Origin of the sequence: Streptomyces sp. NPDC051569, from assembly GCF_044454085.1 — a bacterium.
Classification (GTDB): domain Bacteria; phylum Actinomycetota; class Actinomycetes; order Streptomycetales; family Streptomycetaceae; genus Streptomyces.
Genome location: NZ_JBITDJ010000002.1, coordinates 180,225 through 205,295, shown reverse-complemented (window position 1 = coordinate 205,295; position 25,071 = coordinate 180,225). Strand labels below are relative to the sequence as shown.

The following is a 25,071-nucleotide window of genomic DNA, read 5'->3' as shown; positions in this document are numbered from 1 at the left end:
GGTTCAGTCCGGGAGGAGTTGGCCCCGCCGGGAGAGCAGGAAGCGCTTGAAGGCCGCCACCGGCGGGGTGTCCGGGTGGCCGTCGAGCCAGGCGACACCGATCTCCCGTACGGCGCGCGGCGCGGTGACCGTCAGCTCGACCACGCCCGGGCGGGCCACGGCGGGCGGCGGCAGCAGCGCGACGCCCAGGCCCGCCGCGACCAGGCCGCGCAGCGTCTCCGCCTCCTCGCCCTCGAAGGCGACGCGCGGCTTGAAGCCCGCCTGGGCGCAGAGGTCGTCGGTGATCCGGCGCAGCCCGTACCCGGGTTCGAGCGTGACGAACGTTTCGTCGGCGGCCTCCGCGAGGCGCACCCGGCGGCGCCCGGCGAGCCGGTGGTCGTCGGGGACGACGAGCCGCAGCCGCTGCTCGTCCAGCCGGCGGGCCACCAGATCGGGGGCGTCCGGGATGGGTGAGGTCAGGCAGAGGTCCAGGTCGCCCGCCCGGAGGCGTTCGATCATCGCCTCGCCGTAGTTCTGGACGAGTTGGAAGCGGACCCGCGGGTGGTCGGCGCGGAAGGCCCGGATCAGTCCGGGGACGGTCTCGGAGCCCATGGTGTGGAGGAAGCCGAAGGCGACCTTGCCGGAGGCCGGGTCGGCGTCGGCCCGTACGGACTCGGCGGCGCGCTCCACCTCGGCGAGGGCCCGTTCGACCGACGCCAGGAACGTCCGGCCCGCGGGGGTGAGGGAGACCGTACGGCCCTTGCGGGCGAACAGGGCGATGCCCAGGTCCTGTTCGAGCCGGACCATCGCCCGGGAGAGCGTGGACTGCGGGACGCCCATGTCCTGCGCGGCACGGGTGACGTGTTCGTGGCGGGCCACGCCGGCGAAGTACGCGAGGCGGGGCGCGAGGACGGCGGACCAGGACTCGGGGTCCAGTTCCGCTGTCACCGGCATGTCGTCTTCGTAACTGTTCCATGACACGCGCGGCCCTGAGCTGGGTTCATGCACCATGGGAACGATTATCGCCATTCCATGCATTGGACGCATGAAAAGAGCGTGCCTACGGTCGTCGTATGCCTTCAGTCAGTACCGGGGCACCCGCCATCCCGGGTGCCTCCGCCGCGCCGTCCCCTCAGCCGTCCGCTCAGCCGTCCGACCGGACGTCCGCCCAGCTGTCCGACCGGACGGCTGAGCGGTCTTCGTCCCTGCTCTCCCCCGGCCGTCCCGGCTACCGCCGCATGAGCCTCGCGCTCTTCGCCGCCGGGATCGCGACCTTCGCACTCCTCTACTCCACGCAGGCCCTGCTCCCGTCCGTCTCCGCCGACTTCGGCGTCACGGCCGGCCAGGCCAGCTGGACGGTCTCCGCCGCGACGGGTGCGCTGGCCCTGTTCGTCCTGCCGCTGAGCGCCCTGTCCGAACGGTTCGGCCGGCGCACCCTGATGACCGCGTCGCTCGTGGTCGCGGTCGTGCTCGGGCTGCTGGTGCCGTTCGCGCCGAATCTGGAGTGGCTGGTGGTGCTGCGCGCCGTCCAGGGCGCGGCACTCGCCGGTGTGCCGGCGTCGGCCATGGCGTTCCTCGCGGAGGAGGTACGGCCGAAGGCGCTGGTCGCCGCCATCGGACTGTTCGTCGCGGGCAACAGCGTCGGCGGCATGAGCGGCCGTATCCTCACCGGCTGGGTCGCCCAGCTGTGGGGCTGGCGCGCGGCGCTCGGCGCCGTCGGACTGCTGGCCGTGGTGTGCGCGCTGGTCTTCCGCGCCCTGCTGCCGAAGGCGCGGAACTTCACGCCCCGCTCGCTGAGCCCGCGCGCGCTGGCGACGACCGTCGGCGGGCACCTGGCCGACCCGCTGCTGCGGCGGCTGTACGCGATCGGCGCGCTCTTCATGACCGTGTTCGGCGCGGTCTACACGGTGATCGGTTACCGGCTGGTGGAAGCGCCGTTCGATCTGCCGCAGGGCATCGTCGGCTCGGTCTTCCTCGTCTACCTGGTCGGTACGGTCTCCTCGGCGGCCGCCGGACGACTGGTCGCGCGCCTCGGCCGGCGCGGCGCGCTGTATCTGGCGGTCGGCACGACGACGGCCGGTCTGCTGCTGTCCCTGTCGGACGCGCTCGCCGCCGTGCTCCTCGGCCTGGTCCTGATCACGGCGGGCTTCTTCGCGGGCCACGCGGTCGCCTCGTCGTCGGTGAGCCGTACGGCGAAGACGGGCCGCGCCCAGGCATCGGCGCTCTACCAGTCGGCGTACTACCTGGGCAGCAGCGTGGGCGGCACGCTCGGCGCGGTCGCCTTCCACGCCGGCGGCTGGGAGGGAACGGTCCTGCTCGGCCTGCTGGCGGTGACCGGCGTCGTCTCGATCACGCTGTACGGGACGCGGTGCGCCCGGGTGGAGCGGCGACAGGCGCTCGCCGCCCGCTGAGCGCCGCACCGCACCGGGCCGCTCCCCGCAGCACCGGGCCGCGCCGCACCGCACCGCACCGCACCGCACCGCGCCAGGTAAATCACATCCCTCGGTGCAACTCCGCACGCCCTTCGCCCGTCTACCAACCAGAACGCGTCATACGCGTGACGCGCAGGGGAGAGGGACGGGGCGGGATGGGACAGATGCGACGCAGAGGAACCGTGGCGGCCGGGATAGCCGCACTGGTGGTGCCGCTGACCGCGGCGCTCGGCGGGGCCACGCCCGCGCAGGCGGCCACCTCCTGCACGGCCGGGGTGGGCCCGTACCAGAAGCAGGCCGAGAAGTTCCTGGGCCGGCCGGTGGACGGGAAGCAGTCCTCCACCGACTGCACCAGCATCCGCGCCTTCCAGTCGAAGCACGGCATCACCCCCGCCGCCGGCTACGCCGGATCGGTCACCTGGGGCGTGATGAATCTGATGAACCAGCAGAAGGCGGCCGGCAAGACCCCCAACAAGGCCGGCACCTGCCCGGTCAACAAGGGCCGCATCGCCTGCGTCGACCTGACCCGCCAGCTGAGCTGGATCCAGGACGGCAAGAAGCTGGTGTACGGCCCGGTCCCGGTGCGCACCGGACGTGACAAGTACGAGACGCGGACCGGACTGAAGAAGATCTACTGGCGGCACAAGGACCACGTCTCCTCGCTCTACGACGTGCCGATGCCGTACAGCCAGTTCTTCGACGGCGGCCAGGCCTTCCACTCGGTGGGCGTGAGCATGTGGAACCCGCCGGGTTCGCACGGCTGCGTGAACATGACCAAGACCGACGCCTCGAAGTACTGGTCCCTGCTGAAGACCGGCGACGACGTCTTCGTATATGGGCGCAAGCCGGGAACCTGACCCCGCTCGTCCACGCGCTGCGGTAGCTTCCGAAGGAGCGGTTCCGAGGGTTCCGACGGGGGTAACGGGAGTGACCGATGAGTGATCTCGCAGCGACGCAGGACCTGGACGCACGGCTGGAGAAGTACCGGACGGAGCTGACCGGCTACTGCTACCGCATGCTCGGCTCCGCCTTCGAGGCCGAGGACGCCGTGCAGGACACCCTGGTGCGCGCGTGGCGGAGCTTCGAGAAGTTCGAAGGCCGGTCCTCCCTGCGGTCCTGGCTGTACCGCATCGCGACGAACGTGTGCCTGGACATGCTCACCGCGGGGAACCGCCGGGCCCGCCCGATGGATCTCTCCGCCCCGACGCCGGTGGCGCGGGCCCAGCTCACCGCGCGTCCCGAGGTCACCTGGCTGGAGCCCGTGCCGGACGGCCGGGTGCTGCCGTCGGTCGCCGACCCGGCCGAGAAGGCGGTGGAGCGGGAGACGATCCGGCTCGCGTTCGTCGCGGCGCTCCAGCATCTGCCGCCGAAGCAGCGGGTGGTACTGATCCTGCGCGAGGTGCTGGCCTGGAAGGCGAGCGAGGTCGCCGAGCTGCTCGACACGACGGTCGCCTCGGTCAACAGCGCGCTCCAGCGGGCCCGCGCGACGATCGCGGAGAGCGCCCCCGCCGCCACCGACGCGGCGGACGCGCTCGACGAGGAGCAGAAGGACCTGCTGGAGCGGTACGTCGCGGCCTTCGAGGGCTACGACATGAAGGCGCTGACCGTCCTGCTCCATGAGGACGCGACGTTCTCCATGCCGCCGTACGACCTCTGGCTCCAGGGCCACGACGACATCGTGGGCTGGATGCTCGGCGTCGGCTCGGTCTGCCGCGGCTCGCGGCTCATCCCGACCGTGGCCAACGGCACCCCGGCCTTCGCCCACTACCACCCGAGCGAGTCCGGCGACGGGTACACCCCGTGGGCGCTCATGGTCATCGAGATCGTGGACGGCCGGATCAGCGGGATCAATTCGTTCCTGGACACGGACCGGTGGTTCCCGCTGTTCGATCTCCCGGCGCGGCTCGACAAGGAGTGAGCGCGCGGGTGGCGGCGCGCGGGTCAGGGACCGCCCGTCCCTGACCCGCGTGCCTCCTCCGGGATCGTCTCAGCCAGTCCCACCCCGTCCAGCAGCAGCCGCAACTCCCGCCCGGTGCCTCTCAGCCGGAGCCGGCAGCCCCGGCGCCGGGCGGCCAGGGTCAGCCTGGCCAGGGCGTCGACGGCCGTCAGGTCCGGGTGCGTGAGGCCGCCGACATCGACGACCACCCCGGCCCCCTCGGTCAACTCCGCGCACAGCGGGGGCACATCGGCCGGTGTGAGCTGACCGGTGACGACCAGAACGATCGGCTTCGTGAGATCCACAGCGAAGAGACCGGCCGAACGGGCGGAACTCATCGCGGCGGCACACAGCGGAACGGGACCGGCGCGCTCCGCCGATCCCGTTCGCCTCAATCGTTCACGTCCCGCACTTCCCGCGCTTCCCGCATGTGCCGCACTTTCCGCGCGAGCGTGGGTCAGGCGATGCGCTCCAGCACCACCGGGGTCGCCTGGTAGGCCGCGCCCGGCGCCGCGATGTCGAACGTGCCGTCCAGCGCGCCCACCGCGTAGTCGAACTTCTCCGGCGTGTCCGTGTGCAGCGTCATCAGCGGCTGCCCGGCCGTGACGGTGTCGCCCGGCTTGGCGTGCAGCTCCACACCGGCGCCCGCCTGGACCGGGTCCTCCTTGCGGGCGCGGCCAGCGCCGAGACGCCAGGCGGCGACGCCGACACCGTACGCGTCGAGACGGGTGAGGACGCCCGACGACGGAGCGGTGATCACCTGCTGCTCGCGGGCGACCGGCAGCGCCGCGTCCGGGTCGCCGCCCTGCGCCGCGATCATGCGCCGCCAGACGTCCATCGCCGAGCCGTCGGCGAGGGCCTTCGCCGGGTCGGCGTCCTTCAGGCCCGCCGCGTCGAGCATCTCGCGCGCCAGGGCCAGGGTCAGCTCGACGACGTCGGCCGGGCCGCCGCCCGCGAGGACCTCGACGGACTCGCGGATCTCCAGCGCGTTGCCGGCGGTGAGGCCGAGCGGCGTGGACATGTCGGTGAGCAGCGCGACCGTCCGTACGCCGTGGTCGGTGCCGAGGCCCACCATGGTGGAGGCGAGTTCGCGGGCGTCCTCGATGGTCTTCATGAAGGCGCCGGTGCCGACCTTGACGTCCAGGACCAGCGAACCCGTACCCTCGGCGATCTTCTTCGACATGATCGAGGAGGCGATCAGCGGGATCGCCTCGACGGTGCCGGTGACATCGCGGAGCGCGTACAGCTTCTTGTCGGCGGGGGCCAGTCCGTCGCCTGCGGCGCAGATGACCGCGCCGGCGGTGTTCAGGACGTCCAGCATCTCGGTGTTGGAGAGCAGGGCCCGCCAGCCGGGGATGGACTCCAGCTTGTCGAGCGTGCCACCGGTGTGGCCGAGGCCGCGGCCGCTGAGCTGCGGTACGGCGGCGCCGCAGGCGGCGACCAGCGGAGCCAGCGGCAGGGTGATCTTGTCACCGACGCCACCGGTGGAGTGCTTGTCGGCGGTGGGGCGCGAGAGCGCGGAGAAGTCCATGCGCTCGCCGGAGGCGATCATGGCGGCGGTCCAGCGGGCGATCTCCGTACGGTTCATGCCGTTGAGGAGGATCGCCATGGCCAGGGCCGACATCTGCTCGTCGGCGACCTCGCCGCGCGTGTAGGCGTCGATCACCCAGTCGATCTGCTCGGGGCTCAGCTCGCCCCGGTCCCGCTTGGTGCGGATGACGGAGATGACGTCCATGACGGTCCTTTCGACGACTGTCGTACGTACGCGAGAGTAGCCGGGACGGTTCTCTACGCGCATAGAGCGAAGGGGTTCGAGCGGCCCCTCCGCCGCCGGATCGCGGCGACGGAGAGGCCCGTTGGGGGGCTCAGCCGGGGTGCGGCTCAGCCGAGATGCCCGGGCCCGAAGGCCTGCGGGAGCATCTCGTCCAGCGTGCGGATACCGTCCGGGGTCTCCAGGACCAGGGCCGGGCCGCCGAATTCGTACAGCAGCTGCCGGCAGCGGCCGCACGGCACCAGCACCTCGCCCGCGCCGTCGACGCAGGTGAAGTGGGTGAGCCGGCCGCCGCCGCTCAGCTGCAGGGCGGAGACCAGACCGCACTCGGCGCACAGTCCGATCCCGTACGAGGCGTTCTCGACGTTGCAGCCGGTGACGGTACGACCGTCGTCGACCAGCGCCGCCGCGCCCACCGGGTAACGGGAGTACGGGGCGTACGCCCGGGACATCGCGTCCCGCGCCGCCGCCCGCAGTCCCTCCCAGTCGACGCCTTCCGTGCCGGTGCCGCCCTGGGGAGCCGGGGTCGGGCCGGTCACTTGCCTTGTCCTCTGCGATAGCGCATACCGTCAGCCTTGGGCATCCGCAGCCGCTGTGCCGAGAGCGACAGCACCAGAAGGGTGACGACGTACGGCGTGGCACCGACGAAGTCCTCGGGGACGGTGTCCGTGACCAGGTACCAGACCAGGATGAGCGCGGCCACGACCGCACTGCCGATCGCCTGGACCGTAGCCCTGCGGTACGCCTTCCACAGGGCGAGCAGGCCGAGCAGCACGACCAGCAGGAGCAGCAGCGCGTGGACGGTGTCGCCGCCGTTGCGCAACTGGAGCGCGTCGGAGAAGCCGAACAGGCCCGCGCCCATGGCGAGGCCGCCGGGACGCCAGTTACCGAAGATCATCGCGGCGAGACCGATGTAACCGCGCCCGCCGGTCTGCCCCTCCAGGTACACGTGCGAGGGGACGGTGGCGAGGAAGGCGCCGCCGAGGCCGGCCAGACCGCCGGAGATCGCGACGGCCGCGTACTTGTACGAGTAGACGTTGACGCCCAGCGACTCGGCCGCGATCGGGTTCTCACCGACGGAGCGCAGCCGCAGACCGAACGGCGTGCGCCACAGCAGCCACCAGGTGGCGAAGAAGAGCAGCGCCGCGAAGACCGTCAGCACCGAGACCTTGGTGACCAGGCCGCCGACGATGCCCGCGAGGTCCGAGATCAGGAACCAGTGGTGACCGGAGAGGGTCGCGAGACCGTCCGAGAGCCCCGGAACGGTGATGTCGGGGATCGAGTCGACCGGTGGCGACTGCTTCGGGTTGCCGCCCATGGTCTGCGCTTCGCCGGAGTTGAAGAAGATCTTGGCGAGGTACTGGGTGACACCGAGGGCGAGCAGGTTGATCGCCACACCGGAGACGATGTGGTCGACACCGAAGGTGACGGTCACGACCGCGTGCAGCAGGCCGCCCAGCACACCGAAGGCGACACCGGCGATGAGGCCGAGCCAGGGGCTGGTCTGCCAGCCGATCCAGCCGGCGCCGAAGGTGCCGAGGATCATCATGCCTTCGAGGCCGATGTTGACCACGCCGGCCCGCTCGGACCACAGACCGGCCAGACCGGCCAGGCCGATCGGGACGGCGAGGCCGAGGGACGCGCCGACCTGGCCCACGGAGGTGAGCTGGTCCGCGCCGGTGATGACGCGTACGACGGAGAGCAGGATCAGCGCTCCCGCGATGATCAGCAGGATCCGCGCGAAGCTCAGCCGGAAGCGGGCGGGCTTGGCCCCCGGCGACTTCGGCGCCGCCGAGGGCGGAGTGTCGGTCATCGTGGCGGTCATCACGCCACCTCCAGCTTCTCGGTCTTGGCGGCCTGGGCGGCGAGTTCGGCGCCGACCCGCTGCTGCTGGCGCTTGAGGCCGTAGCGGCGTACGAGTTCGTAGGCGATCACGACGCTCAGGACGATGACGCCCTGGATCACGCCGAGGATCTCCTTGTCGTAACCGATCACTTCAAGGTGGTTGGTGGTGCGCTCCAGCCAGCCCCACAGCAGGGCCGCGAGGGCGATGCCGATGGGATTGTTCCGGCCGAGGAGCGCGATGGCGATACCGGTGAAGCCGATGCCCAGCGGGAAGTCGTTGCTGTACATGTGGCTCTCGTTGAGCAGCGTCGGCATGCCGATCAGGCCGGCCATGGCGCCCGAGAGGACCATGCTGGTGACGACCATCTTCTTGACGCTGACACCGCTCGCGGCGGCCGCGGACTCGGACTGGCCGACGGCGCGCAGGTCGAAGCCGAAGCGGGTGCGGCCGAGGACGAACCAGTAGCCGAGGCCCGCGACGATCGCGATGACGATGAAGCCCCACAGCTGGCCGGCCGGGCCCAGGTCCAGGGTGAAGAAGAACGAGGAGTCGGAGAGCGGCTTGGTGGAGACCAGGGTGCCGGCCTGGTCGAGCTGGCCCAGCCGTTCCGGTTGGATCAGATAGCCGATGATCGCGGTCGCGATCGAGTTCAGCATGATCGTCGAGATGACCTCGCTGACCCCTCGCGAGGTCTTGAGGACACCCGCGATGCCGGCCCACATGGCACCGACGAGCATGGCGACGATGATGATCACGGGGATCTGGATGATGCCCGGCAGATTCAGCATGCCGCCGACGACCGCGGCGAAGAACGCCGCGATGCGGTACTGACCGTCGACGCCGATGTTGAACAGGTTCATCCGGAAGCCGATGGCCACCGCGACGCCCGCGAGGTAGTACGTGGTCGCCTTGTTGAGGATGTAGACCTGGCTGTCGCTGGCGGAGCCGTACGACAGCATGTCGTTGAACGCTTCGAAGGGGTTCTTGCCGGTGATGGCGATGACCAGCGCGGTGACGACCAGCGCGGCGATCACGGCCAGTACGGGCGCCGCTGCCGCGAGGAGCAGCCGCTCCTTGTCGAACCTGGAGGTGAGCTTCTTCATCGGTCCTCTCCCCCAGCCGCGACCTGGTGGTCCAGGCTGCCGGTGGCGGCCCCCGTCATGGCGGAGCCCAGCTCCTCGGGGGTGATCGTGGCGGGGTCGGCGTCGGCGACCAGGCGGCCCCGGTACATCACCCGCAGGGTGTCGGACAGGCCGATCAGCTCGTCCAGGTCGGCGGAGATCAGCAGGACGGCCAGGCCCTCCCGGCGTGCCTCCCTGATCTGGTCCCAGATCTGCGCCTGCGCGCCGACGTCCACACCGCGGGTCGGGTGCGCGGCGATGAGCAGCTTGGGATGGTGGCTCATCTCGCGTCCGACGATCAGCTTCTGCTGGTTGCCGCCGGACAGGGAGCCCGCGGTGACGTCGATACCGGGGGTGCGTACGTCGTACTCGCGCACGATCCGCTCGGTGTCGAGACGGGCGGCCTTGGCGTCGATCAGGCCGTTCCTGGAGTTGGGGCGCTCGGAGACGTGGCCGAGGATGCGGTTCTCCCAGAGGGGGGCCTCCAGGAGCAGGCCGTGCCGGTGGCGGTCCTCGGGGATGTAACCGATGCCGCCCTCGCGCCGCTTGCGGGTGGGCGCGTGGGATATGTCGGCGGTGTCGAGCGTGATGACGCCGCCGTCGGGGTCGCGCATACCCATGATCGCTTCGACGAGCTCGGCCTGGCCGTTGCCCTCGACGCCCGCGATGCCGAGGACTTCGCCCCGGTGGATCGTGAAGTTGATGTTGGCGAGCACGTCCCGCACGACACCGTCGGTGTCGGTGGCGGTCAGCTTCAGGTCCTGGATCGTCAGCGTGGGTATGTCGGTGACGGTCGACTCGCGCGTCTCCGGGGAAGGCAGCTCGCTGCCGACCATCAGCTCGGCGAGCTGGCGGGAGGTGGTGGTGCGCGGGTCGGCGGTGCCGACGGTGGTGCCGCGGCGGATGACGGTGATCTCGTCGGCGACCGACAGCACTTCGCCCAGCTTGTGGGAGATGAAGATGACGGTCAGGCCCTCGGACTTCAGTTCGCGCAGGTTGTCGAAGAGCGCTTCGACCTCCTGCGGAACGAGGACCGCGGTGGGCTCGTCGAGGATCAGCGTGCGGGCACCGCGGTAGAGGACTTTGAGGATCTCCACGCGCTGCCGGTCGGCGACACCGAGTTCCTCGACGAGGGCGTCGGGGCGCACGTTGAGGCCGTACGCGTCCGAGATCTCCTGGATCTTGGCGCGGGCCTTGTTGCCGATGCCGTAGAGCTTCTCGCCGCCGAGGGCGACGTTCTCCAGGACGGTGAGGTTGTCGGCGAGCATGAAGTGCTGGTGCACCATGCCGATGCCGCGCTCGATGGCATCCGCGGGGCTGCCGAAGGTGACCTGCTCACCGTCGACGGTGATGGTTCCCTCGTCGGGCTTCTGCATGCCGTAGAGGATCTTCATCAGGGTCGACTTGCCGGCACCGTTCTCGCCGCAGAGGGCATGCACGGTGCCTCGGCGGACGGTGATGTCGATATCGCTGTTCGCGACGACGCCGGGAAAGCGTTTGGTGATGCCGCGCAGTTCGACGGCGGGAGGGCTGGACGCGTTGATGGTGCACTCTCCTCGAGGGAAGGAGCGTTGGGGCGGGGGGCGTTCGGTGACGCTAGCGCGTCAACTCGGGTTTACGCGCGTAGAGTTGACACATTGTTATGGGCCCGGCGGGAGAGGGATACCCCCCTCGCCGGGCCCGTAACTCAGCCGGCACGCGGGGCGGACCCGCGTGCCGCGACAGGTCACGGAGTGGTGGCGACCTTGACGGAACCGTCGACGATCTTCTGCTTGGCAGCGTCGATCTTCGGCTGGATGTCCTTGATGAAGTCACCGCTCGTGGCGAGCGAGACGCCGTTCTCGGCCAGCGAGTAGGTGTTGGTGCCCACCAGCGGCTTCTTGTCGTGGATCGACTTGACCAGGTCGTACACGCCGATGTCGACGTTCTTGACGACCGAGGTCAGGATCGAGTTCTTGTACTTGGCCAGGGAGGCCTGGTTGTACTGGTCGGAGTCGACACCGATCGCCCAGGCACCCTTGGTGCCGCTGACAGCCTCGATGGCGCCGGAGCCGGAGCCGCCCGCCGCCGTGTAGATGACGTCGGCACCCTTGTCGATCATGCCCTGCGCGGCGGCCTTGCCCTTGTCGGGGCTGGCGAAGCCGGAGGTGTCGGAACCGTGCGACAGGTACTGGACGTCGACCTTCATCGACTTGTCCGTGTCCTTGACGCCCTGGACGAAGCCCGCCTCGAACTTCTTGATCAGCGGGACGTCGACGCCGCCTATGAAGCCGACGTGCTTCTTCTCCGTCTTCAGCGCCGCGGCGACACCCGCGAGGTAGGAGCCCTGCTCCTCGGTGAAGACGATGTTGTCGACGTTCTTCGCGTCGACGACGGAGTCGACGATGCCGAAGGTCGTGTTCGGGAACTTCTCCGCGGCCTGCTTCATCGAGTTCGCGTAGGCGTAGCCGATGCCGACGACCGGGTTGTACCCGGCCTGGGCGAGCTGGCTGAGGCGCTCCAGGCGGTCGGCCTCGGTGTCGGTGGTCTTGGCGGTCAGTTCCTTGACCTCGCCACCGAACTCCCCCTTGGCCTTGTCGACACCGCGCGCGGCGGAGTCGTTGAAGGAGTGGTCGCCACGGCCGCCCACGTCGTACGCGATACCGACCTTGACGCCGCCCGCGGCCGAGGCCGGCGCGTCATTGGACTGGGCCTTGTCGGCCGACGTGCTGCCACAAGCGGTGGCGGCGAGAGCGAGAGCGGCGGAGGTGAGCCCCGCGGCAGCGATCTTGGTTACCCGGCGCAAGAGGGTGGTCCTTCCAACCTGACCGAAGCGCCTCTTTTGGCGCTGGTTTCGCCGCGATCGTAACGCGCGTAGATGTCAGATAAACGCCTCTACGGAAGCTGTTATCGGATCGTCGCGAACGGAAGGTGTCCGGAGATGTCCTGGCCGATTACAAACGGTTGCCATCGATCAACGCGGCGGCGGTGAAAAGCTCCACCCCGACCGTGATCGCCTGCTCGTCGACGTCGAAATCGCCACGATGCAGGTCGTACGGTGCCTGGTTTCCGGGCGCCCGGACGCCGAGGCGCGCCATCGCGCCCGGCACCTGCTCCAGGTACCAGGAGAAGTCCTCGCCACCGAGGCTCTGCTCGGTGTCCTCGATTGCGTACGATCCGCGCCGTGCGGTCTGGGCGGACCGCAGCAGATCCGTGATGTCCCCGTCGTTGACGACCGGCGGCACCCCCCGCACGTAGTTGATCTGCGATTTAGCACGGTGGAGCGTGGCAACCTCGTCGATCGCGGCGTGCACCAGATCCGGTGCGTCGCGCCAGGCGGCCAGGTCGAGGCAGCGGATGGTCCCGGACAGCTCGGCGTGCTGCGGGATGACGTTGGAGGCGTGACCCGACTCGATACGGCCCCACGTGAGAGCGAGCCCGGAGCGGGTGTCGACCCGGCGGGCGAGCAGCGCGGGAACGTCGACCGCCACCCGCGCCACGGCGGTGACGAGGTCGGTGGTGAGGTGCGGGCGGGCGGTGTGACCGCCGGGGCCGTCGAGGGCGACTTCCAGCCGGTCGCACGCGGAGGTGATGGGGCCCTGCCGGATCCCGATCAGGCCGGCGTCCACCTTGGGGTCGCAGTGCACCGCGATGATCTTGCCGACGCCGTCCAGCGCCCCCGACTCGATGGCCTGCGCCGCCCCGCCGGGCAGCACCTCCTCGGCCGGCTGGAAGATCATCCGCACCGCGTTGGGCAGCAGCCCCTGCCGGTCGAGCCCGGCGAGCACCAGGGCGGCGCCGAGGGCGATGGCGGTATGGACGTCATGTCCACAGGCGTGCGCGCGGTCGGCCACGGTGGAGCGGTACGGCACGCCCGCCTTGGTGTCCGGGATCGGCAGCGCGTCGATGTCGGCGCGGATCGCGAGCATGGGGCGCACCCCGTCCCAGGTCCCGACGTCGCAGATCAGCCCGGTCCCGCTGTTGAGCACCCGAGGCGTCAGCCCGGCCTGCTCCAGCCGGCGCTTGAGCGCGGCGGTGGCCCGGAACTCCTGATTGCCGAGCTCCGGGTGCATGTGCATGTCCCGGCGGAAGGCGATCAGCTCGGCACGCAGCGATTCGGGCAGCGCACCGGGGAGCGCGGCTTCCCCGGACAGGACGGTTTCGGACTCCTGGGACATCAACTGGCTCACCTGTTGAAGGGTAGGCCCCTTCTGTGATCAACGAACCATGGATCCACAAAATTTCAGCCACACAGGGGAAGAAAGCCGGAGGAGCGACGATTGACGTTCGGACGAAGCGGGTATACCGACCGGTTTCCCTGGTCACCCTCCCCCACCCGCCGCCCGCCGCCCGGCGGCCACCCGGCGGCCGATCCCGCGCGGACGGCGCGGATGCCCCGGGTCGGAGCGGTGCGCCGGAAGCCCCCAGGACATCCCGGGCGGCTTCCGGCGCATCGGTCGGGGCGGTGCGGGAGATCGCGGGCGATGACAGGGATCCGCCAAAGTAACGCCGGGTCCGTGTTGGAGCGGGCACTCTCGTGCGGGCGCGATCCGCCCCGAATCCTGAAGTATCCGTTCACTCCGGAGACGTGTACGAGATGGATTCAGCCACCTTCTCGGATATCTGGATTCGAATCAGGCTCTCTTCGCCTCTCCGGAGTATGAGTCTGCGATGGCGGAAACATCCCTGATCTCCGGAATGCGGTATCTGCTGGCGGTCACGGACGCCAAGCATGGGTTTATGAAATCGGTTCTGCTGAACGAGTCCTCGATTCGTCGGTCGTACGGCTGCGTCGGATCAGCGGCTGGTGGTGGCCCGGCGCGGGGTCGGCGAAGGGCCGACCGTAGAGGCGTCGCTCCTCCGCGCCGCTTCCGGGCGGACGGCGTCTGGCAGGCCCGCTCGGGCATCCGGGCGCGGCCAGGCCGTCGGCGCGGAGGCCGCACGCTCCGGTGAGCACTTCGGTCGAGCCGGCGACGGCGGATGGTCGACGCCACCGCTGTCTGGTGCGCCCAGATTTGGCAACATTCACGGTCGGCAAGAAACGACAAGGACGCCCGCACGTGGTGCGCCGCGCATTCGTGCCCGACATCCGGCACAACTGGAGGCCGGCGAATCCGGCCTCGCCCTCGCCAAACTTCTCGCCGTCATCAAGGGCGGTCATGTGCGTAAAGGGCTTGGCAAGATCGTAAAGGAACTGTATTGTCACTCCCCGCAACCACACATATGTAATCGCTTTTTTTGGGGGCCCACATGGCATGGAAGAAGAGAATCGCCAGCACTGCTTCGGTGATGCTTCTCGCGGCAGGAGGCATGATGGCGACGGCGTCACCGGCCGCCGCGGACGGCCCCTGCCCGGCGAGCCGGATCTGTGTCTATGACAAGGACGGCTTCACCGGTAACCGGATTGCGAGCGCGAGCACGAACTCGTGCTTCTTCCCGCAGGACTTCACCTTCGGCACCATCGTGTCCTACGACAACAACCTGTCGGTCGACGCGAAGGTCTGGCACTACTACGCCAACATCGGCGCCTACCAGCTGGCACGCACGCTGGTGGCAGGCGGTTTCAGCAGCAACATCGGCGTCCCCGACCTGGGTGCCGCCTACGGCGACCTGGTGTGCATGGGCAACGCACGCCCGTAACTCATGAGCGCTCGCGTCCACCACGCGCTCTGAGACCGGACCTCTGCACTTTCCTGTGACTGTGCCCTCCACTTTCGTGGGGGGCACAGCCGGTGGGTGGAGGAGATCACACAGGTCGCAGCGCTTCGGCGGACCGGTATCCCCGCTGTGACCGGCGATGTTCACCGCGCCGGGCGGAGCTCGCCGGGAGCGGCACTACGCTCACTCCGGAGCATTGCGGAAGCGAGCGGGTGGGAGCGCGACAGTGGCGGACGGGCGGCAGGAACAGGGGCAGGCGCTGTACCGGAAGCTGGCCTCGGATCTGCGGCTGGCCATTTCGGAGGGGGCCTACGGTTCCGGGGGCCGGCTGCCCCCCGAGAGTGAGCTGGCCCGGGTGTACGGGGTCTCCCGGGGCACCGTCCGGCAGGCCCTGGCGGTTCTGCGGGCCGACGGGCTGGTGACCTCCCGGCGTGGGACCCGCCGGGTCGTGCTCGGTACCGCGCGGGTGCAGAGCTTCACCGAGCTGCTGAGCTTCACCCGCTGGGCGCGGTCGATCGGTGAGGAGCCGGGCGGCCGGCTGATCGCCGTGGAGCGCGGCACCGCCGACGAGGTGGAGTGCGGTCAGTTGCGGCTGGCGGAGGACGCGGCAGTCTGCCGGGTGCTGCGGGTCCGCACCCTGTCCGGCGTGCCGGTGATGGTGGAACGCACGGTCTATCCGGCGCGCATCGGCGAGATCGTGGCCGGTCTCGACCCGGACGCCGTCTCGCACACCGTGCCCCTGGAGGAGCGCGGTGTGCTGTTCTCCGACGCCCACCACACCATCGACCTGGCCTTCGCCGACGCCGACGACGCCCGGCTGCTGGGGTGCCGGGCCGGTGATCCGCTGCTGCGGGAGCGGCGGCGTACCACCGACCCGTCCGGCACCCCGGTGGAGTGGTCCGAGGACCGTTATCTGCCGGGCACGGTGGCCTTCACCGCGCACAACTCGGCGAGCGTCTCCTCACTGTCCCGGCGAGCCGTCGGCTGACCCCTCGGCCCGGCTTACCCCTCGGCCCGGCTTACCCCTCGGCCCGGCTTACCCCTCGGCCCGGCTTACCCCTCGGCCCGGCTTACCCCTCGGCCCCTCGGCCCCCCGGCCCCTCGGCCCCCCGGCCCCCCGGCCCCTCGGCCCCCCGGCCCCTCGGCCCCCCGGCCCGGCGGCCCCCCGGCCCGGCGGCCCGGCGGCCCGGGGACTCTCAGGCGACGTCCGTCCTGAGCAGGCCCGCCAGCATCGCGCGCCAGTGCTCGAAGCCGGGCGCCACCGTGGCCGCGTCCTTGGCCCGGTCGTCCCAGCGGCGCAGCGCCACCGCGTCCCGCGCGTACGGGTTCGCCGCGAAGGCGTCGGCCTCCGCGCCCGTCATCGGGCCGCCCTGCACCTCCAGGGTGTGCACCGAGGCGGCGGAGAGCCTGCCGAAGTACTCCGGCTCCACGGCGCACAGGTAGCGCTTGGCCGCGACGTGCAGCCGCACCGGCTCGGTCACCTCGGGGCCGAACCAGCGGGCGAGCAGGTCGGCGCCGGTGTGGCTGTGCCGGTTGTCCGTGCCCGCCATCAGGTCCTCGCCGCTCACCGTGGAGTGGAAGTGGCCGATGTCGTGCAGCAGGCCGGCCGCGATCAGCGCGGGGGACGCGCCGTCCGCCTCGGCGAGCGCCGCCGCCTGGAGCATGTGCTGGGCCTGGGTGACCTCCTCGCCCAGGTACTGCTCGGCGCCCTGGCCCGCGAAGAGCGCGGCGAGGTCGTCCAGCGGACGCTGCCTGCGCAGGACGGAGAGCGTGCTGAACAGGCCGTCCAGGTCGGCGTACGTGCCCTGGAGGTGGCGGGCGCCGCTCTCGGCGAAGGCCGTACGGGCGTGCAGCAGCCGGGTGTTGTCGAAGATCAGGCAGTCCCCGGGGGTGAGCCGGAAGTCCAGCTGAAGCCCGGGGCGCTGGAGCAGTTCGCCGAAGGCCCGGTAGGCGGCGTAGAAGGCGGTCAGTTCCCCGGCGGGCAGCCGCAGGGTGCCGATCGAGCGGTTGTTGAAGCGGATCTCGCGGATCCGGCCACGGGCGTCGACGTCGATCAGCGGCCGGTCGGCGCGCAGCGCGGTGTGGGCGTCGGCGAAGCGGAACGGCACCGGGGTGCGGGTCAGTACCTCGAAGGCCTCCGGATTCTCGGCGCGCAGCAGCGCCGCCGCCCGGAAGCCGTCCACCAGTCCGGAGTCGCCGCCCGCCGCCGCGTTGGTCAGGCAGTGCAGCAGTTGCAGGGTGGGTACGGGGTCCCGGTAGGGGTTGTCGGTGTGGGGGGTGATGCGGGCGCCGGTGAAGGCGAGGTTGTTGGGGTCCGGCTCGACCCGTACGTCGAACAGCTCGCCGTAGTTGGTCTCCCGTACGAAGCCGAACGACGCGGCGACATCGAGGACCTGTCCCGGCCGGCGGGGTACGTCACGCAGCAGCGCGAAGCCGAGCCGCGCCACGTCCGCCAGGACCCTTTCGCGCTCGGCCCGGTCGGCCAGGTACTCCGCCCAGGTCGCTTCGGGGACGCGGCCGGCCAGATCGGCCGCGACCCAGGTCTCCTTGTCGGCCTCGGTCCGCCCGTCGCCGGTGGCGGCGGTGTCCTGCCCGGGCCGGCCGGGAGCGTATACGGACCGGTGCCCGTCGGGCGCCCAGATCACTTCGGTGCCCGATCCGCCGGGCAGCTCGCGCGTCGAGGCGATCACGGGCTCGGCGGGCAGATCGGTGATCTGGAACAGCTTCTGCCCGTTGCGCGGGTCGCGGCACAGCGCACACGGGCAGTTGTCGCGCAGCCAGACGGCGGGAGCGTCGGTCAGCTCCATGGATCCTCCAAGTTGTACAGCCAACTTTTCCCCCGAGGCGAGAAACTGCCATCCGCGCATGAGAGCCGGGCGAGGGCGGGATGGCCGGAAAGTGAACGATTGCCCTTCTCCCCGCCCCCTCTCCCGGAGCCGCGCCGCCGCGCCGCCGCGCCCCTGCGCCCCTGCACCCTCGCGCCCCCGCGCCCCCGCGCCCCCGCGCCCCCGCGGAACGTACGCGGATACGACACATGCCCCCCGGTTCCGAAGAACCGGGGGGCATGTGCGCGAGCGCGTCGGCCGGTCAGGCCGGTCAGGCCGGTCAGGCCGGCAACGGCGCCCGGGGCAGCCGGTGCACGTCCCGGGCCGTGGCCGTGACACCGGACAGGAAGTCCTGGGCGCGCGAGGACGCCGTCGCCCTGAGCCATTCCGGGGCGATGTCGCAGACCGCGACCCGTACGCCGGTCCCCGCGAGGGCGAGCGGCAGGGTGTGGACCACGGTGGAGGGGAAACTCAGCACCGTACTGCCGATGGGGCCCCGGCGGGCGATCAGCTCCAGCGGCAGGTCCGGGCGGACGATCTCCAGACCGGTCTCGGCGTGCAGCCGGCGCAGTTTGTCCGTGTGCTCCCGGCGGTGCGCGAAGTACCGGGTGGCGCCGTGGGCGCGGGCGAGGGCCATGACCGCCGCGGTGTACCGCTCCGCGTCGACCACCCCGGTCTCGACCAGTGAGGTGCCGACCATGTCCGCGCCCTGGGTGATCCGGGGCGGGCCGAAGGTGGAGCGCGTCCACGCGAAGGTGTTGGCCGTGACGGTGAGGCCGTCCGGCACCTCCTCGACGGGCATCGCGGTGAAGACCTCGACCGTGCGGACGGTCGACGGGGTCAGCCGGCGCCGCGCGAGCGCGGTGACGGGCGCGAGGACGAGTTCGCGGGGGCCGAGGCTGCCGCGCCGGTGCCAGCGCACCAGGCGCTCGCCCCGGGCGAGCTGCCCGATGAACTCCATCGTCGCGGTCCCGTCGTCCACGACCGTCAGCTCCTTGTTGCCCACCAGGGTCAACAGCAGCTGCACGTAGCGGGAGAAGGGGTCTCCGATGACGATCCGGTCGGCCTTGCGCAGCAGCGGTATCAGCTGCCGCACGGTCCGCAGGGGCGCCCCCGCTCCGCCGCGCGCCTCTTGCCAGCGCACGGTGAAGCCCTCGTCCCTGGCCAGCTCCGCCATCCGGCGGAGCTGGCCCCGTGACATGGGATCGGTGGGCGACAGCACGACGACGGTGAGCGCGTCACCGGTCATGCGGGCCCGGGCCCACTCCAGCGTGTTCAGCAGCTGGACCGGGCTCTCCACGAAAGCGATCGCACGAGCGTACGGGGGGCGGCCCCCGGCGGGACCGGTCATGGCAGTCAGACCGCCACGGACTCGGCGGCCTCGGCGATGACGCCCGCGACGCGGCGGAGCTTCTTCATCGGGCCGAGCTCCGACTCGTAGACCTTCTTGACGCCGTCACCGAGGGACGCCTCGATGGTGCGGATGTCACGGACGAGGCGCTGCAGACCCTGCGGCTCGACCGAGGCGGCCTGGTCCGAGCCCCACATGGCGCGGTCGAGGGTGATGTGACGCTCGACGAAGGTGGCGCCAAGGGCGACGGCGGCGAGGGTGGTCTGGAGACCGGTCTCGTGGCCGCTGTAGCCGATCGGCACGTTCGGGTACTCGGCCTGCAGGGTGTTGATCACGCGCAGGTTGAGCTCCTCGGCCTTGGCCGGGTAGGTCGACGTGGCGTGGCAGAGCAGGATGTTCTCGCTGCCGAGGACCTCGACCGCGTGGCGGATCTGCTTCGGCGTCGACATGCCGGTGGAGAGGATGACCGTACGGCCGGTGGCGCGCAGCGAACGCAGCAGTTCGTCGTCGGTCAGGGAGGCGGAGGCGACCTTGTGGGCCGGGACGTCGAACTTCTCCAGGAACGCGACGGCCTCGGTGTCCCACGGGGAGGCGAACCAGTCGATACCGCGCGTGCGGCAGTGCTCGTCGATGGTGCGGTACTCGTCCTCGCCGAACTCGACGCGGTGGCGGTAGTCGATGTACGTCATCCGGCCCCAGGGGGTGTCGCGCTCGATGTCCCACTGGTCGCGCGGGGTGCAGATCTCCGGGGTGCGCTTCTGGAACTTGACCGCGTCGCAGCCCGCGTCGGCGGCCACGTCGATCAGGGCGAGGGCGTTGTCCAGCTCGCCGTTGTGGTTGATGCCGATCTCACCCGTGACATAGACGGGACGGCCGGGGCCCGCGGTCCGCGTGCCGAACGTGCGCAGGCGGGAGGTGGCGTTGGTGCTCATGGAGGGTCAGGTCCTTACTGGTCGAGGGTGTGGTGGTGGGGGGACGAGGTGATGTCGAGGCCCGGTCCGAGAAGCCAGGCGGCGATCTCGCGGATCGCGCCTTCGCCGCCGGGGGTCGTGGTGACGGCCCGTGCGGCGGAGCGCACGGCGTCGTGGGCGCTCGCGACGGCCACCGGCCAGCCGACGAGCCCGAAGCACGGAAGGTCGTTGACGTCGTTGCCGACGTAGAGCACGCGGTCGGGCGTGACGCCCTGCTCGTCGCACCACTGCTTGAGCGCCAGGTCCTTGCGGTCGATGCCGTGGAGGACCGGCACCTGGAGCTTGCGGGCGCGGGCGGCGACGACCGGGTTCCGCTCGGTGGAGAGGATGAGCAGCTTCAGTCCGGAGCGGCGCAGCGCGGCCGTCCCGAGGCCGTCGCCCCGGTGCACGGCGACCATTTCGCGGCCGTCCGAGTCGACGAAGACCTTGTCGTCGGTCTGGGTCCCGTCGAAGTCGAGGACGACGGCGTCGATGTCGGCGGCGGTCGGCAGGAGGGCCGGGTCGAGCAGCGGCGCGAGGGCGCGGGCGCGGGCCAGGTCGTGCGGGTCGTCGATCTCCAGGACCCGCGCGGGGTCGGTCGGGACGAGCGCGGTGCGGCCGAAGAAGCGGTGGTTCGCCTCGCGGAAGCCCTGGGCGCGCATCGCGTACGCGGCGCCGGTCTCCAGGTACTCCTGGGGGCGGTCCTGGCGGCGCGGCCGGTTGGCCTTGTCGTGGTTGACGCCGTGACCGTCCGACCCGGACCCGGCGCCCGGGGAGTCCTGGCGCCAGATGAAGCCGTGGCTCGGCGCGACGGTCAGGGCCGTGTCGGCGCCGTCCTCGGTGACGGCGCTCGTGACGCCGTCGATGTCCCCGGCCGTGATGAAGGGGCTGGTGCACTGCACCAGCAGGACGACATCCGCATCCTTGCCGCGCATCGCGCCGAAGGTGTCCATCGCGTGGATCACCGCCGCCTCGCTGGTCGCGGTGTCCCCGGCTATCGCGGAGGGCCGCAGGACGACCTCGGCGCCGGCCGAGCGGGCCGCGTCGGCGATCGCCGCGTCGTCCGTGGAGACGACGACATCGGTCACGTGCCGGGCGGCGAGGCAGGCGCGGACCGCGCGGACGACCAGCGGGACACCGCCCACCGGGGCGAGGTTCTTGGCGGGGACGCCCTTGGATCCACCGCGTGCGGGGATCACGGCCAGGACGGTCATCTGTACTCCTTGATCGGCGACAGGCACGTTCACGGCTCGCGGGCCTCCGGCTGCCGGGCCCCCGGCCACCGGGTCCGCGGCGTGCCGGCTCACAGCTCGCCCATACGGCGGATGACGGGGGCCACGCGCTGCACGCCGTGGCGGTACGCGCCGCGCGCCGCTCCCCGTACCGCCTCGCGCACCGCCCGCCGGACCGCGCTGCCGCCGTCCGAAGGGGGCCGGGACGACAGCGGTGTGCCGTCGATGGCGAGGTGGTGGCGGGCGAGGAGTCCCGGCAGGTATCCGGGCGCGGTGGTGGCCGTGTAGTACGGGCTGATGGCGGGCAGTTCGGGCTGGTCGAGCAAGGTCGTGACCCGCGCGCGGGCCGTGTCGAAGGCCGACGCGTACGAGCCGTCGGCGACGACGCCCTGCCGGTCCGCCCAGACGGCGTCGGGGCGCGGGCGGTAGCCGCTGTCCAGCTGGTCCCAGGAGGCCAGGCAGCCCGAACCGATGAAGTGGTGGTTGCCGAGCGGCTCGCGTACCCCGAAGTCGGTGAGGATCGCGGTGGGGATGCGCCGGTGCAGCGACTCCAGGGCGGCCGTCGAGGAGACGGTGACCAGCAGGTCGGTGCGGTCCAGGACCTCGCCCATGTTCCCGTACACCAGCCGGAAGTTGGGCGGCAGTCCGCCGGGCAGCTTCTCGGCGAGCCGCTGGTAGGGGAATTCCTCCACGTGCGTGGTGTGCTCGCCGACCTTGCTGCGCAGCTTCAGCAGGACTTCGCGGCGGGGGTGCAGCCGGGCGTGCCCGACGAGGCGGCGCAGCAGGTACGTACGATCGGCGCGGCTCGTCGGGACGGACGGCTGCACGGCGAAGACGACGGTGTCGCGGCCTTCCTCCGGGGCGTACCTGGCCCCGCCGAGGAACGGCAGCGCGGCCTCGGTGACCGAGGAGGCGTCGGCGCCGACTCCCTCGTACACGTCGCGGAAACGCCTCGCGTCGTGGCGGGAGTTGGCGAGGACGACGTCCGCGCCGTGCCGCAGCAGCAGTCCGTCCGAGAGCTTCTCGTAGACGACTCCGACATAGCCGGTGACGACAACGGGCCGGCGCTCCGCTCCGAGGGCGGCCATCCCGTGCAGCATCGCCTGGGCGGCGCCGCCGACGAGGGCCAGCACGACGACGTCGTACGACTCCTCGCGCAGCGCCCGCAGGAACGCGGTCCCGGTCACCTCGCGCAGGGCGTCGGCGTCCGCGCCGACCTCGGCGAGCTGTCGGGCTGTGGGCGTGGCTCGGCCGCGCAGCAGAAACCCGCTGAGCTCGACGGAGCGGTCTTCGGGGGCGATGCGGCGCGCGGTCAGCGCACCCCATTTCCACCGGGTGTCGGAGTCGGCGAGCACGGCGACCCGGACCGCTTGACTGATACGTGATGGCACGACGAAGACGCTAGAAAGGAAACGATCGCAACGGCCCAACTTGACGGCAATAAAGGGTTAACAGCGCCCCTACGGATTGCGAAGGCCACCGGGAAATGCCGCTTCACTATTTCGCCACGCTTCGTTCATCCGGAATCCGCTGGGGCGCCCGCTCGAATGACCGACGCGGGCCTTAGCGTCATGGGCGTGGTCAAGCTCTCTGTCATCGTGCCGTTCTACAACGTGCGGACATACGCCCCAGAAACGCTCAAAAGTCTCCACGCGAACACGCGTGACGACTTCGAGTTCCTGTTTGTCGACGACTGTTCATCCGACGGAACCCTTCATATCCTCGAACAGGCGGAGCGCGAGCTGCCGGGTGCGGTTCTGCTGAGACACGAGAAGAATGGTGGACTGGCCACGGCACGCAATACCGGTCTCGACGCGGCTCGCGGGAAATACATCACTTTCCTCGACGGCGACGACTGGGTGGCGCCCGGCTATTTCAGCCGGCTTCTCGCGTCCATGGAGGCCCTGGGCTGCGATTTCGTCCGCACGGACCATGTCCAGTTCACGGACAAGGCGCGCACGATCCACCGCGTCCCGGTGGGCAAGCGGGGCCGGGTGCTGCGGCCCCGGGACTCGATCCTCCCGGCGGACCGCTCGACCTCCGTCGACTACGCGTACGCCTGGGCCGGCATGTACCACCGCCGCCTCGTCGACCAGGGGCTCCTGCACTTCACGGACGGCCTGCGGACCGCCGAGGACCGGCCGTGGATCTGGAAGCTGCACCGTGAGGCCGAGTCCTTCGCGGTGCTCGGCCTGCTCGGCGTGTTCTACCGCCGTGGAGTGGCCTCCTCGCTCACCCAGATCGGCGACGTACGGCAGCTCGACTTCATCCGGGCCTTCGACCAGGTGCTGGCGGAGACGGCTGAGGACGCGGACGCGGACCAGCTGCTTCCCAAAGCCGTACGGACCTACTGCGCGGTCATGGCCCATCACCTTGATTCCATCGAGAGGTTCGAACCAGCGGTGGCACGGAAACTGCGTTCCTTGAGCGGGGCGGCCCTCAAGCGCATGCCTTCGGACATCCTCGCGGAGACACTCGACGCGCTGGGCGTCCACCGGGCCGGCCTGCTGCGCCGGGTGCGCCGCCGGGCCATCTCCCGCACGACGGAGGTGGCGGCCTGATGCCCGGTACGTCCTCCACCCAGCTGTTCTTCGCGTGCACGCAGTACGCGGCCGCCACCATCACCGCGGCGATCAAGGCGGGCCTGTTCGGACCGCGCGCCGACCACCGGCGCGTCCTCGTGGTCAGCGACACCTCGGCCTCTCCGGAACTGGGCACACCGCTCGACGCGATGCCCGGCTTCGCGCGCCTGCGGCCCGAGTACGACGAGGTCAGGTCCTGGAACGAGTTCATCCGGCCGTTCCACCCCGCGGGCTGGGCCCCGCGCGAGCAGGACGCCTCACTGTGGCAGCGGGCCGTCCGCGATGCCTGGGACCTGGGTGACGGGCCGGTCGAGATCGCCTGCGAGTCCATCCAGGCCAACCCGTCGCAGGCCGTCGCCACGATCTTCGGCGACAGCCCGGTCCACGTCTACGCGGACGGCCTGATGAGTTACGGCCCGACCCGCACCAAGCTCGACCCGCTGATCGGCTCGCGTGTCGAGCGGCTGCTCCACCTGGACCTGGTGCCCGGCCTGAAGCCCCTGCTGCTCACCGAGTTCGGGGTCGAGGCCGAGATCATCCCGAGCGACGTCTTCGTCGAGGTCCTCGCGGAGATCGGCGACGCGGCGGCGGACACCGGGACCTTCGCGGAACGGCCCGCCCTGCTGCTCGGCCAGTACCTCTCCGTGCTCGGCATCCTCACCGTGCGCGAGGAGGAGGAGCTGCACGTACGGATGCTCAGGGGCGCGGTCGAACGCGGCCACCGGCACATCGTGTTCAAGCCGCACCCATCGGCTCCGGCCCAGTGGTCGCTACTGCTGGAGCAGGAGGCCGAGCGGCTCGGCGCCGAACTGACCGTACGCTCCGAGCCGGTCCTCGCCGAGGTGCTGTACCAGCGGCTGAAGCCGGCGCTCGTCGTCGCCTGCTTCTCCACCGCCCTGTTCACCGCGGCCACCTTCTACGGCCTGCCCGTCGCCCGGGCCGGTACGGACCTGCTGCTGGACCGGCTCACCCCGTACCAGAACAGCAACCGGGTACCGGTGACGATCGTGGACGCGCTGCTGCCTCCGCTGGAGGAGAACCGCCCGCATCAGCCGGACGAGCGGCTCGCCGACCTGATCGGCGCCGTCGGCTTCGCCATGCAGCCGCAGATCTACCCGGGCCTGCGGCCCGTCGCGGAGCGCTACCTCGCCCGGCATCTGACGCCCCGCACGCTGAAATACTTCAAGCGCCGGCGCCTCACGACGCTCGCGCTGCCCGGTGGCGTACCGGCACAACTCGCCTTCATTCCGCGCAACGCGACGGTGCGCAGGATGGCGCGGCGCGCGCGCTCGCTGAAGAAGGCCACGCTGGGCTGACTCCGGTCACCCCTGGGTCCGGTGTTCCGGCGGGCTGGGTCCGGTGTTCCGGCGGGGCGCGACGGCGCGTCGCCGGCCACCGGGCCACCCGGG

Annotated in this window: 21 protein-coding genes; 7 read left to right on the top strand and 14 right to left on the bottom strand. The window is 70.9% G+C overall.

The genetic code is table 11. The features are described from left to right. Positions 1–3: 3 nt before the first annotated feature. The gene (locus ACIBAE_RS03875) at positions 4–990 is read right to left on the bottom strand and encodes a LysR family transcriptional regulator (RefSeq protein ID WP_399282188.1); all 987 of its coding nucleotides are present in this window, start codon (positions 988–990) and stop codon (positions 4–6) included. A 62-nt stretch (positions 991–1,052) separates the two neighbouring features. Here ACIBAE_RS03875 and ACIBAE_RS03870 point away from each other — a divergent pair, with 62 nt between their 5' ends. The 3 genes from ACIBAE_RS03870 to ACIBAE_RS03860 all read left to right on the top strand — a co-directional run bounded on the left by ACIBAE_RS03870 (position 1,053) and on the right by ACIBAE_RS03860 (position 4,329). After that, on the top strand, positions 1,053–2,390 hold the full coding sequence (locus tag ACIBAE_RS03870; protein WP_399282187.1) for an MFS transporter: 1,338 nt from the start codon (positions 1,053–1,055) through the stop codon (positions 2,388–2,390). 176 nt (positions 2,391–2,566) lie between these two features. Then, positions 2,567–3,268, top strand: coding sequence for a L,D-transpeptidase (locus ACIBAE_RS03865; RefSeq protein ID WP_399282186.1), 702 nt, complete (start codon positions 2,567–2,569; stop codon positions 3,266–3,268). A 77-nt stretch (positions 3,269–3,345) separates the two neighbouring features. Further along, the gene (locus ACIBAE_RS03860) at positions 3,346–4,329 is read left to right on the top strand and encodes a sigma-70 family RNA polymerase sigma factor (RefSeq protein ID WP_399282185.1); all 984 of its coding nucleotides are present in this window, start codon (positions 3,346–3,348) and stop codon (positions 4,327–4,329) included. A gap of 23 nt (positions 4,330–4,352) precedes the next feature. On the opposite strand, the gene ACIBAE_RS03855 is transcribed toward ACIBAE_RS03860, so the two are convergent. The 8 genes from ACIBAE_RS03855 to ACIBAE_RS03820 all read right to left on the bottom strand — a co-directional run bounded on the left by ACIBAE_RS03855 (position 4,353) and on the right by ACIBAE_RS03820 (position 13,242). Continuing rightward, positions 4,353–4,685, bottom strand: a complete 333-nt coding sequence (locus ACIBAE_RS03855) for an STAS domain-containing protein (RefSeq protein ID WP_399282184.1) — start codon at positions 4,683–4,685, stop codon at positions 4,353–4,355. Between the two features lie 119 nt (positions 4,686–4,804). Then, positions 4,805–6,082 (bottom strand): thymidine phosphorylase, encoded by a 1,278-nt coding sequence (locus ACIBAE_RS03850; RefSeq protein WP_399282183.1) that lies wholly within the window; start codon positions 6,080–6,082, stop codon positions 4,805–4,807. 146 nt (positions 6,083–6,228) lie between these two features. After that, positions 6,229–6,657 (bottom strand): cytidine deaminase, encoded by a 429-nt coding sequence (locus ACIBAE_RS03845; RefSeq protein ID WP_399282182.1) that lies wholly within the window; start codon positions 6,655–6,657, stop codon positions 6,229–6,231. Then, complete coding sequence (locus ACIBAE_RS03840) at positions 6,654–7,943, bottom strand: ABC transporter permease (protein ID WP_399282181.1); 1,290 nt, start codon at positions 7,941–7,943, stop codon at positions 6,654–6,656. Before ACIBAE_RS03840 ends, ACIBAE_RS03845 begins: the two co-directional genes overlap by 4 nt. Beyond that, positions 7,943–9,067: an ABC transporter permease gene (locus ACIBAE_RS03835; RefSeq protein ID WP_399282180.1), complete on the bottom strand. Its 1,125-nt coding sequence runs from the start codon at positions 9,065–9,067 to the stop codon at positions 7,943–7,945. The genes ACIBAE_RS03840 and ACIBAE_RS03835 overlap by 1 nt, the downstream gene beginning before the upstream one ends. Further along, the gene (locus tag ACIBAE_RS03830; RefSeq protein ID WP_399282560.1) at positions 9,064–10,599 is read right to left on the bottom strand and encodes an ABC transporter ATP-binding protein; all 1,536 of its coding nucleotides are present in this window, start codon (positions 10,597–10,599) and stop codon (positions 9,064–9,066) included. Before ACIBAE_RS03830 ends, ACIBAE_RS03835 begins: the two co-directional genes overlap by 4 nt. A 212-nt stretch (positions 10,600–10,811) precedes the next feature. Next, positions 10,812–11,870 (bottom strand): BMP family protein, encoded by a 1,059-nt coding sequence (locus ACIBAE_RS03825; RefSeq protein WP_399282179.1) that lies wholly within the window; start codon positions 11,868–11,870, stop codon positions 10,812–10,814. A 148-nt stretch (positions 11,871–12,018) separates the two neighbouring features. Beyond that, entirely contained in the window at positions 12,019–13,242 is a 1,224-nt protein-coding gene (locus ACIBAE_RS03820; protein ID WP_399282559.1) for an amidohydrolase, read from the bottom strand. 1,072 nt (positions 13,243–14,314) lie between these two features. Here ACIBAE_RS03820 and ACIBAE_RS03815 point away from each other — a divergent pair. Further along, complete coding sequence (locus ACIBAE_RS03815; protein WP_399282178.1) at positions 14,315–14,704, top strand: peptidase inhibitor family I36 protein; 390 nt, start codon at positions 14,315–14,317, stop codon at positions 14,702–14,704. 244 nt (positions 14,705–14,948) lie between these two features. Next, positions 14,949–15,710, top strand: coding sequence for a GntR family transcriptional regulator (locus ACIBAE_RS03810; protein WP_399282177.1), 762 nt, complete (start codon positions 14,949–14,951; stop codon positions 15,708–15,710). 208 nt (positions 15,711–15,918) lie between these two features. Here the strand turns inward: ACIBAE_RS03810 and ACIBAE_RS03805 are convergent, their stop codons facing one another. The 5 genes from ACIBAE_RS03805 to ACIBAE_RS03785 all read right to left on the bottom strand — a co-directional run bounded on the left by ACIBAE_RS03805 (position 15,919) and on the right by ACIBAE_RS03785 (position 22,471). After that, positions 15,919–17,529, bottom strand: coding sequence for a phosphonate degradation HD-domain oxygenase (locus tag ACIBAE_RS03805; RefSeq protein WP_399282175.1), 1,611 nt, complete (start codon positions 17,527–17,529; stop codon positions 15,919–15,921). A gap of 298 nt (positions 17,530–17,827) precedes the next feature. Beyond that, positions 17,828–18,898 carry a hypothetical protein gene (locus tag ACIBAE_RS03800; protein ID WP_399282173.1) on the bottom strand — a complete coding sequence of 357 codons (1,071 nt, stop codon included), beginning with the start codon at positions 18,896–18,898 and terminating at the stop codon, positions 17,828–17,830. A 5-nt stretch (positions 18,899–18,903) separates the two neighbouring features. Further along, positions 18,904–19,830, bottom strand: coding sequence for an N-acetylneuraminate synthase family protein (locus ACIBAE_RS03795; protein WP_399282171.1), 927 nt, complete (start codon positions 19,828–19,830; stop codon positions 18,904–18,906). A 14-nt stretch (positions 19,831–19,844) separates the two neighbouring features. Then, positions 19,845–21,062: a cytidylyltransferase domain-containing protein gene (locus ACIBAE_RS03790; protein ID WP_399282170.1), complete on the bottom strand. Its 1,218-nt coding sequence runs from the start codon at positions 21,060–21,062 to the stop codon at positions 19,845–19,847. A gap of 89 nt (positions 21,063–21,151) precedes the next feature. Continuing rightward, entirely contained in the window at positions 21,152–22,471 is a 1,320-nt protein-coding gene (locus ACIBAE_RS03785) for a DUF6716 putative glycosyltransferase (RefSeq protein WP_399282169.1), read from the bottom strand. Positions 22,472–22,657: 186 nt separating this feature from the next. Here ACIBAE_RS03785 and ACIBAE_RS03780 point away from each other — a divergent pair, with 186 nt between their 5' ends. Next, positions 22,658–23,641: a glycosyltransferase family 2 protein gene (locus tag ACIBAE_RS03780; protein WP_399282168.1), complete on the top strand. Its 984-nt coding sequence runs from the start codon at positions 22,658–22,660 to the stop codon at positions 23,639–23,641. Continuing rightward, positions 23,641–24,978, top strand: a complete 1,338-nt coding sequence (locus ACIBAE_RS03775; protein WP_399282167.1) for a polysialyltransferase family glycosyltransferase — start codon at positions 23,641–23,643, stop codon at positions 24,976–24,978. Before ACIBAE_RS03780 ends, ACIBAE_RS03775 begins: the two co-directional genes overlap by 1 nt. The last annotated feature ends 93 nt before the right edge of the window (positions 24,979–25,071 follow it).

Bases quoted from the DNA above. Each gene is read 5' to 3' on its own strand.
- ACIBAE_RS03790 (WP_399282170.1), bottom strand. From the start codon at position 21,062: ATGACCGTCCTGGCCGTGATCCCCGCACGCGGTGGATCCAAGGGCGTC.
- ACIBAE_RS03865 (WP_399282186.1), top strand. From the start codon at position 2,567: ATGGGACAGATGCGACGCAGAGGAACCGTGGCGGCCGGGATAGCCGCA.
- ACIBAE_RS03860 (WP_399282185.1), top strand. From the start codon at position 3,346: ATGAGTGATCTCGCAGCGACGCAGGACCTGGACGCACGGCTGGAGAAG.
- ACIBAE_RS03795 (WP_399282171.1), bottom strand. From the start codon at position 19,830: ATGAGCACCAACGCCACCTCCCGCCTGCGCACGTTCGGCACGCGGACC.
- ACIBAE_RS03775 (WP_399282167.1), top strand. From the start codon at position 23,641: ATGCCCGGTACGTCCTCCACCCAGCTGTTCTTCGCGTGCACGCAGTAC.
- ACIBAE_RS03820 (WP_399282559.1), bottom strand. From the start codon at position 13,242: ATGTCCCAGGAGTCCGAAACCGTCCTGTCCGGGGAAGCCGCGCTCCCC.
- ACIBAE_RS03855 (WP_399282184.1), bottom strand. From the start codon at position 4,685: ATGAGTTCCGCCCGTTCGGCCGGTCTCTTCGCTGTGGATCTCACGAAG.
- ACIBAE_RS03850 (WP_399282183.1), bottom strand. From the start codon at position 6,082: ATGGACGTCATCTCCGTCATCCGCACCAAGCGGGACCGGGGCGAGCTG.
- ACIBAE_RS03840 (WP_399282181.1), bottom strand. From the start codon at position 7,943: ATGACCGCCACGATGACCGACACTCCGCCCTCGGCGGCGCCGAAGTCG.
- ACIBAE_RS03805 (WP_399282175.1), bottom strand. From the start codon at position 17,529: ATGGAGCTGACCGACGCTCCCGCCGTCTGGCTGCGCGACAACTGCCCG.
- ACIBAE_RS03800 (WP_399282173.1), bottom strand. From the start codon at position 18,898: ATGACCGGTCCCGCCGGGGGCCGCCCCCCGTACGCTCGTGCGATCGCT.
- ACIBAE_RS03835 (WP_399282180.1), bottom strand. From the start codon at position 9,067: ATGAAGAAGCTCACCTCCAGGTTCGACAAGGAGCGGCTGCTCCTCGCG.
- ACIBAE_RS03815 (WP_399282178.1), top strand. From the start codon at position 14,315: ATGGCATGGAAGAAGAGAATCGCCAGCACTGCTTCGGTGATGCTTCTC.
- ACIBAE_RS03875 (WP_399282188.1), bottom strand. From the start codon at position 990: ATGGTGCATGAACCCAGCTCAGGGCCGCGCGTGTCATGGAACAGTTAC.
- ACIBAE_RS03870 (WP_399282187.1), top strand. From the start codon at position 1,053: ATGCCTTCAGTCAGTACCGGGGCACCCGCCATCCCGGGTGCCTCCGCC.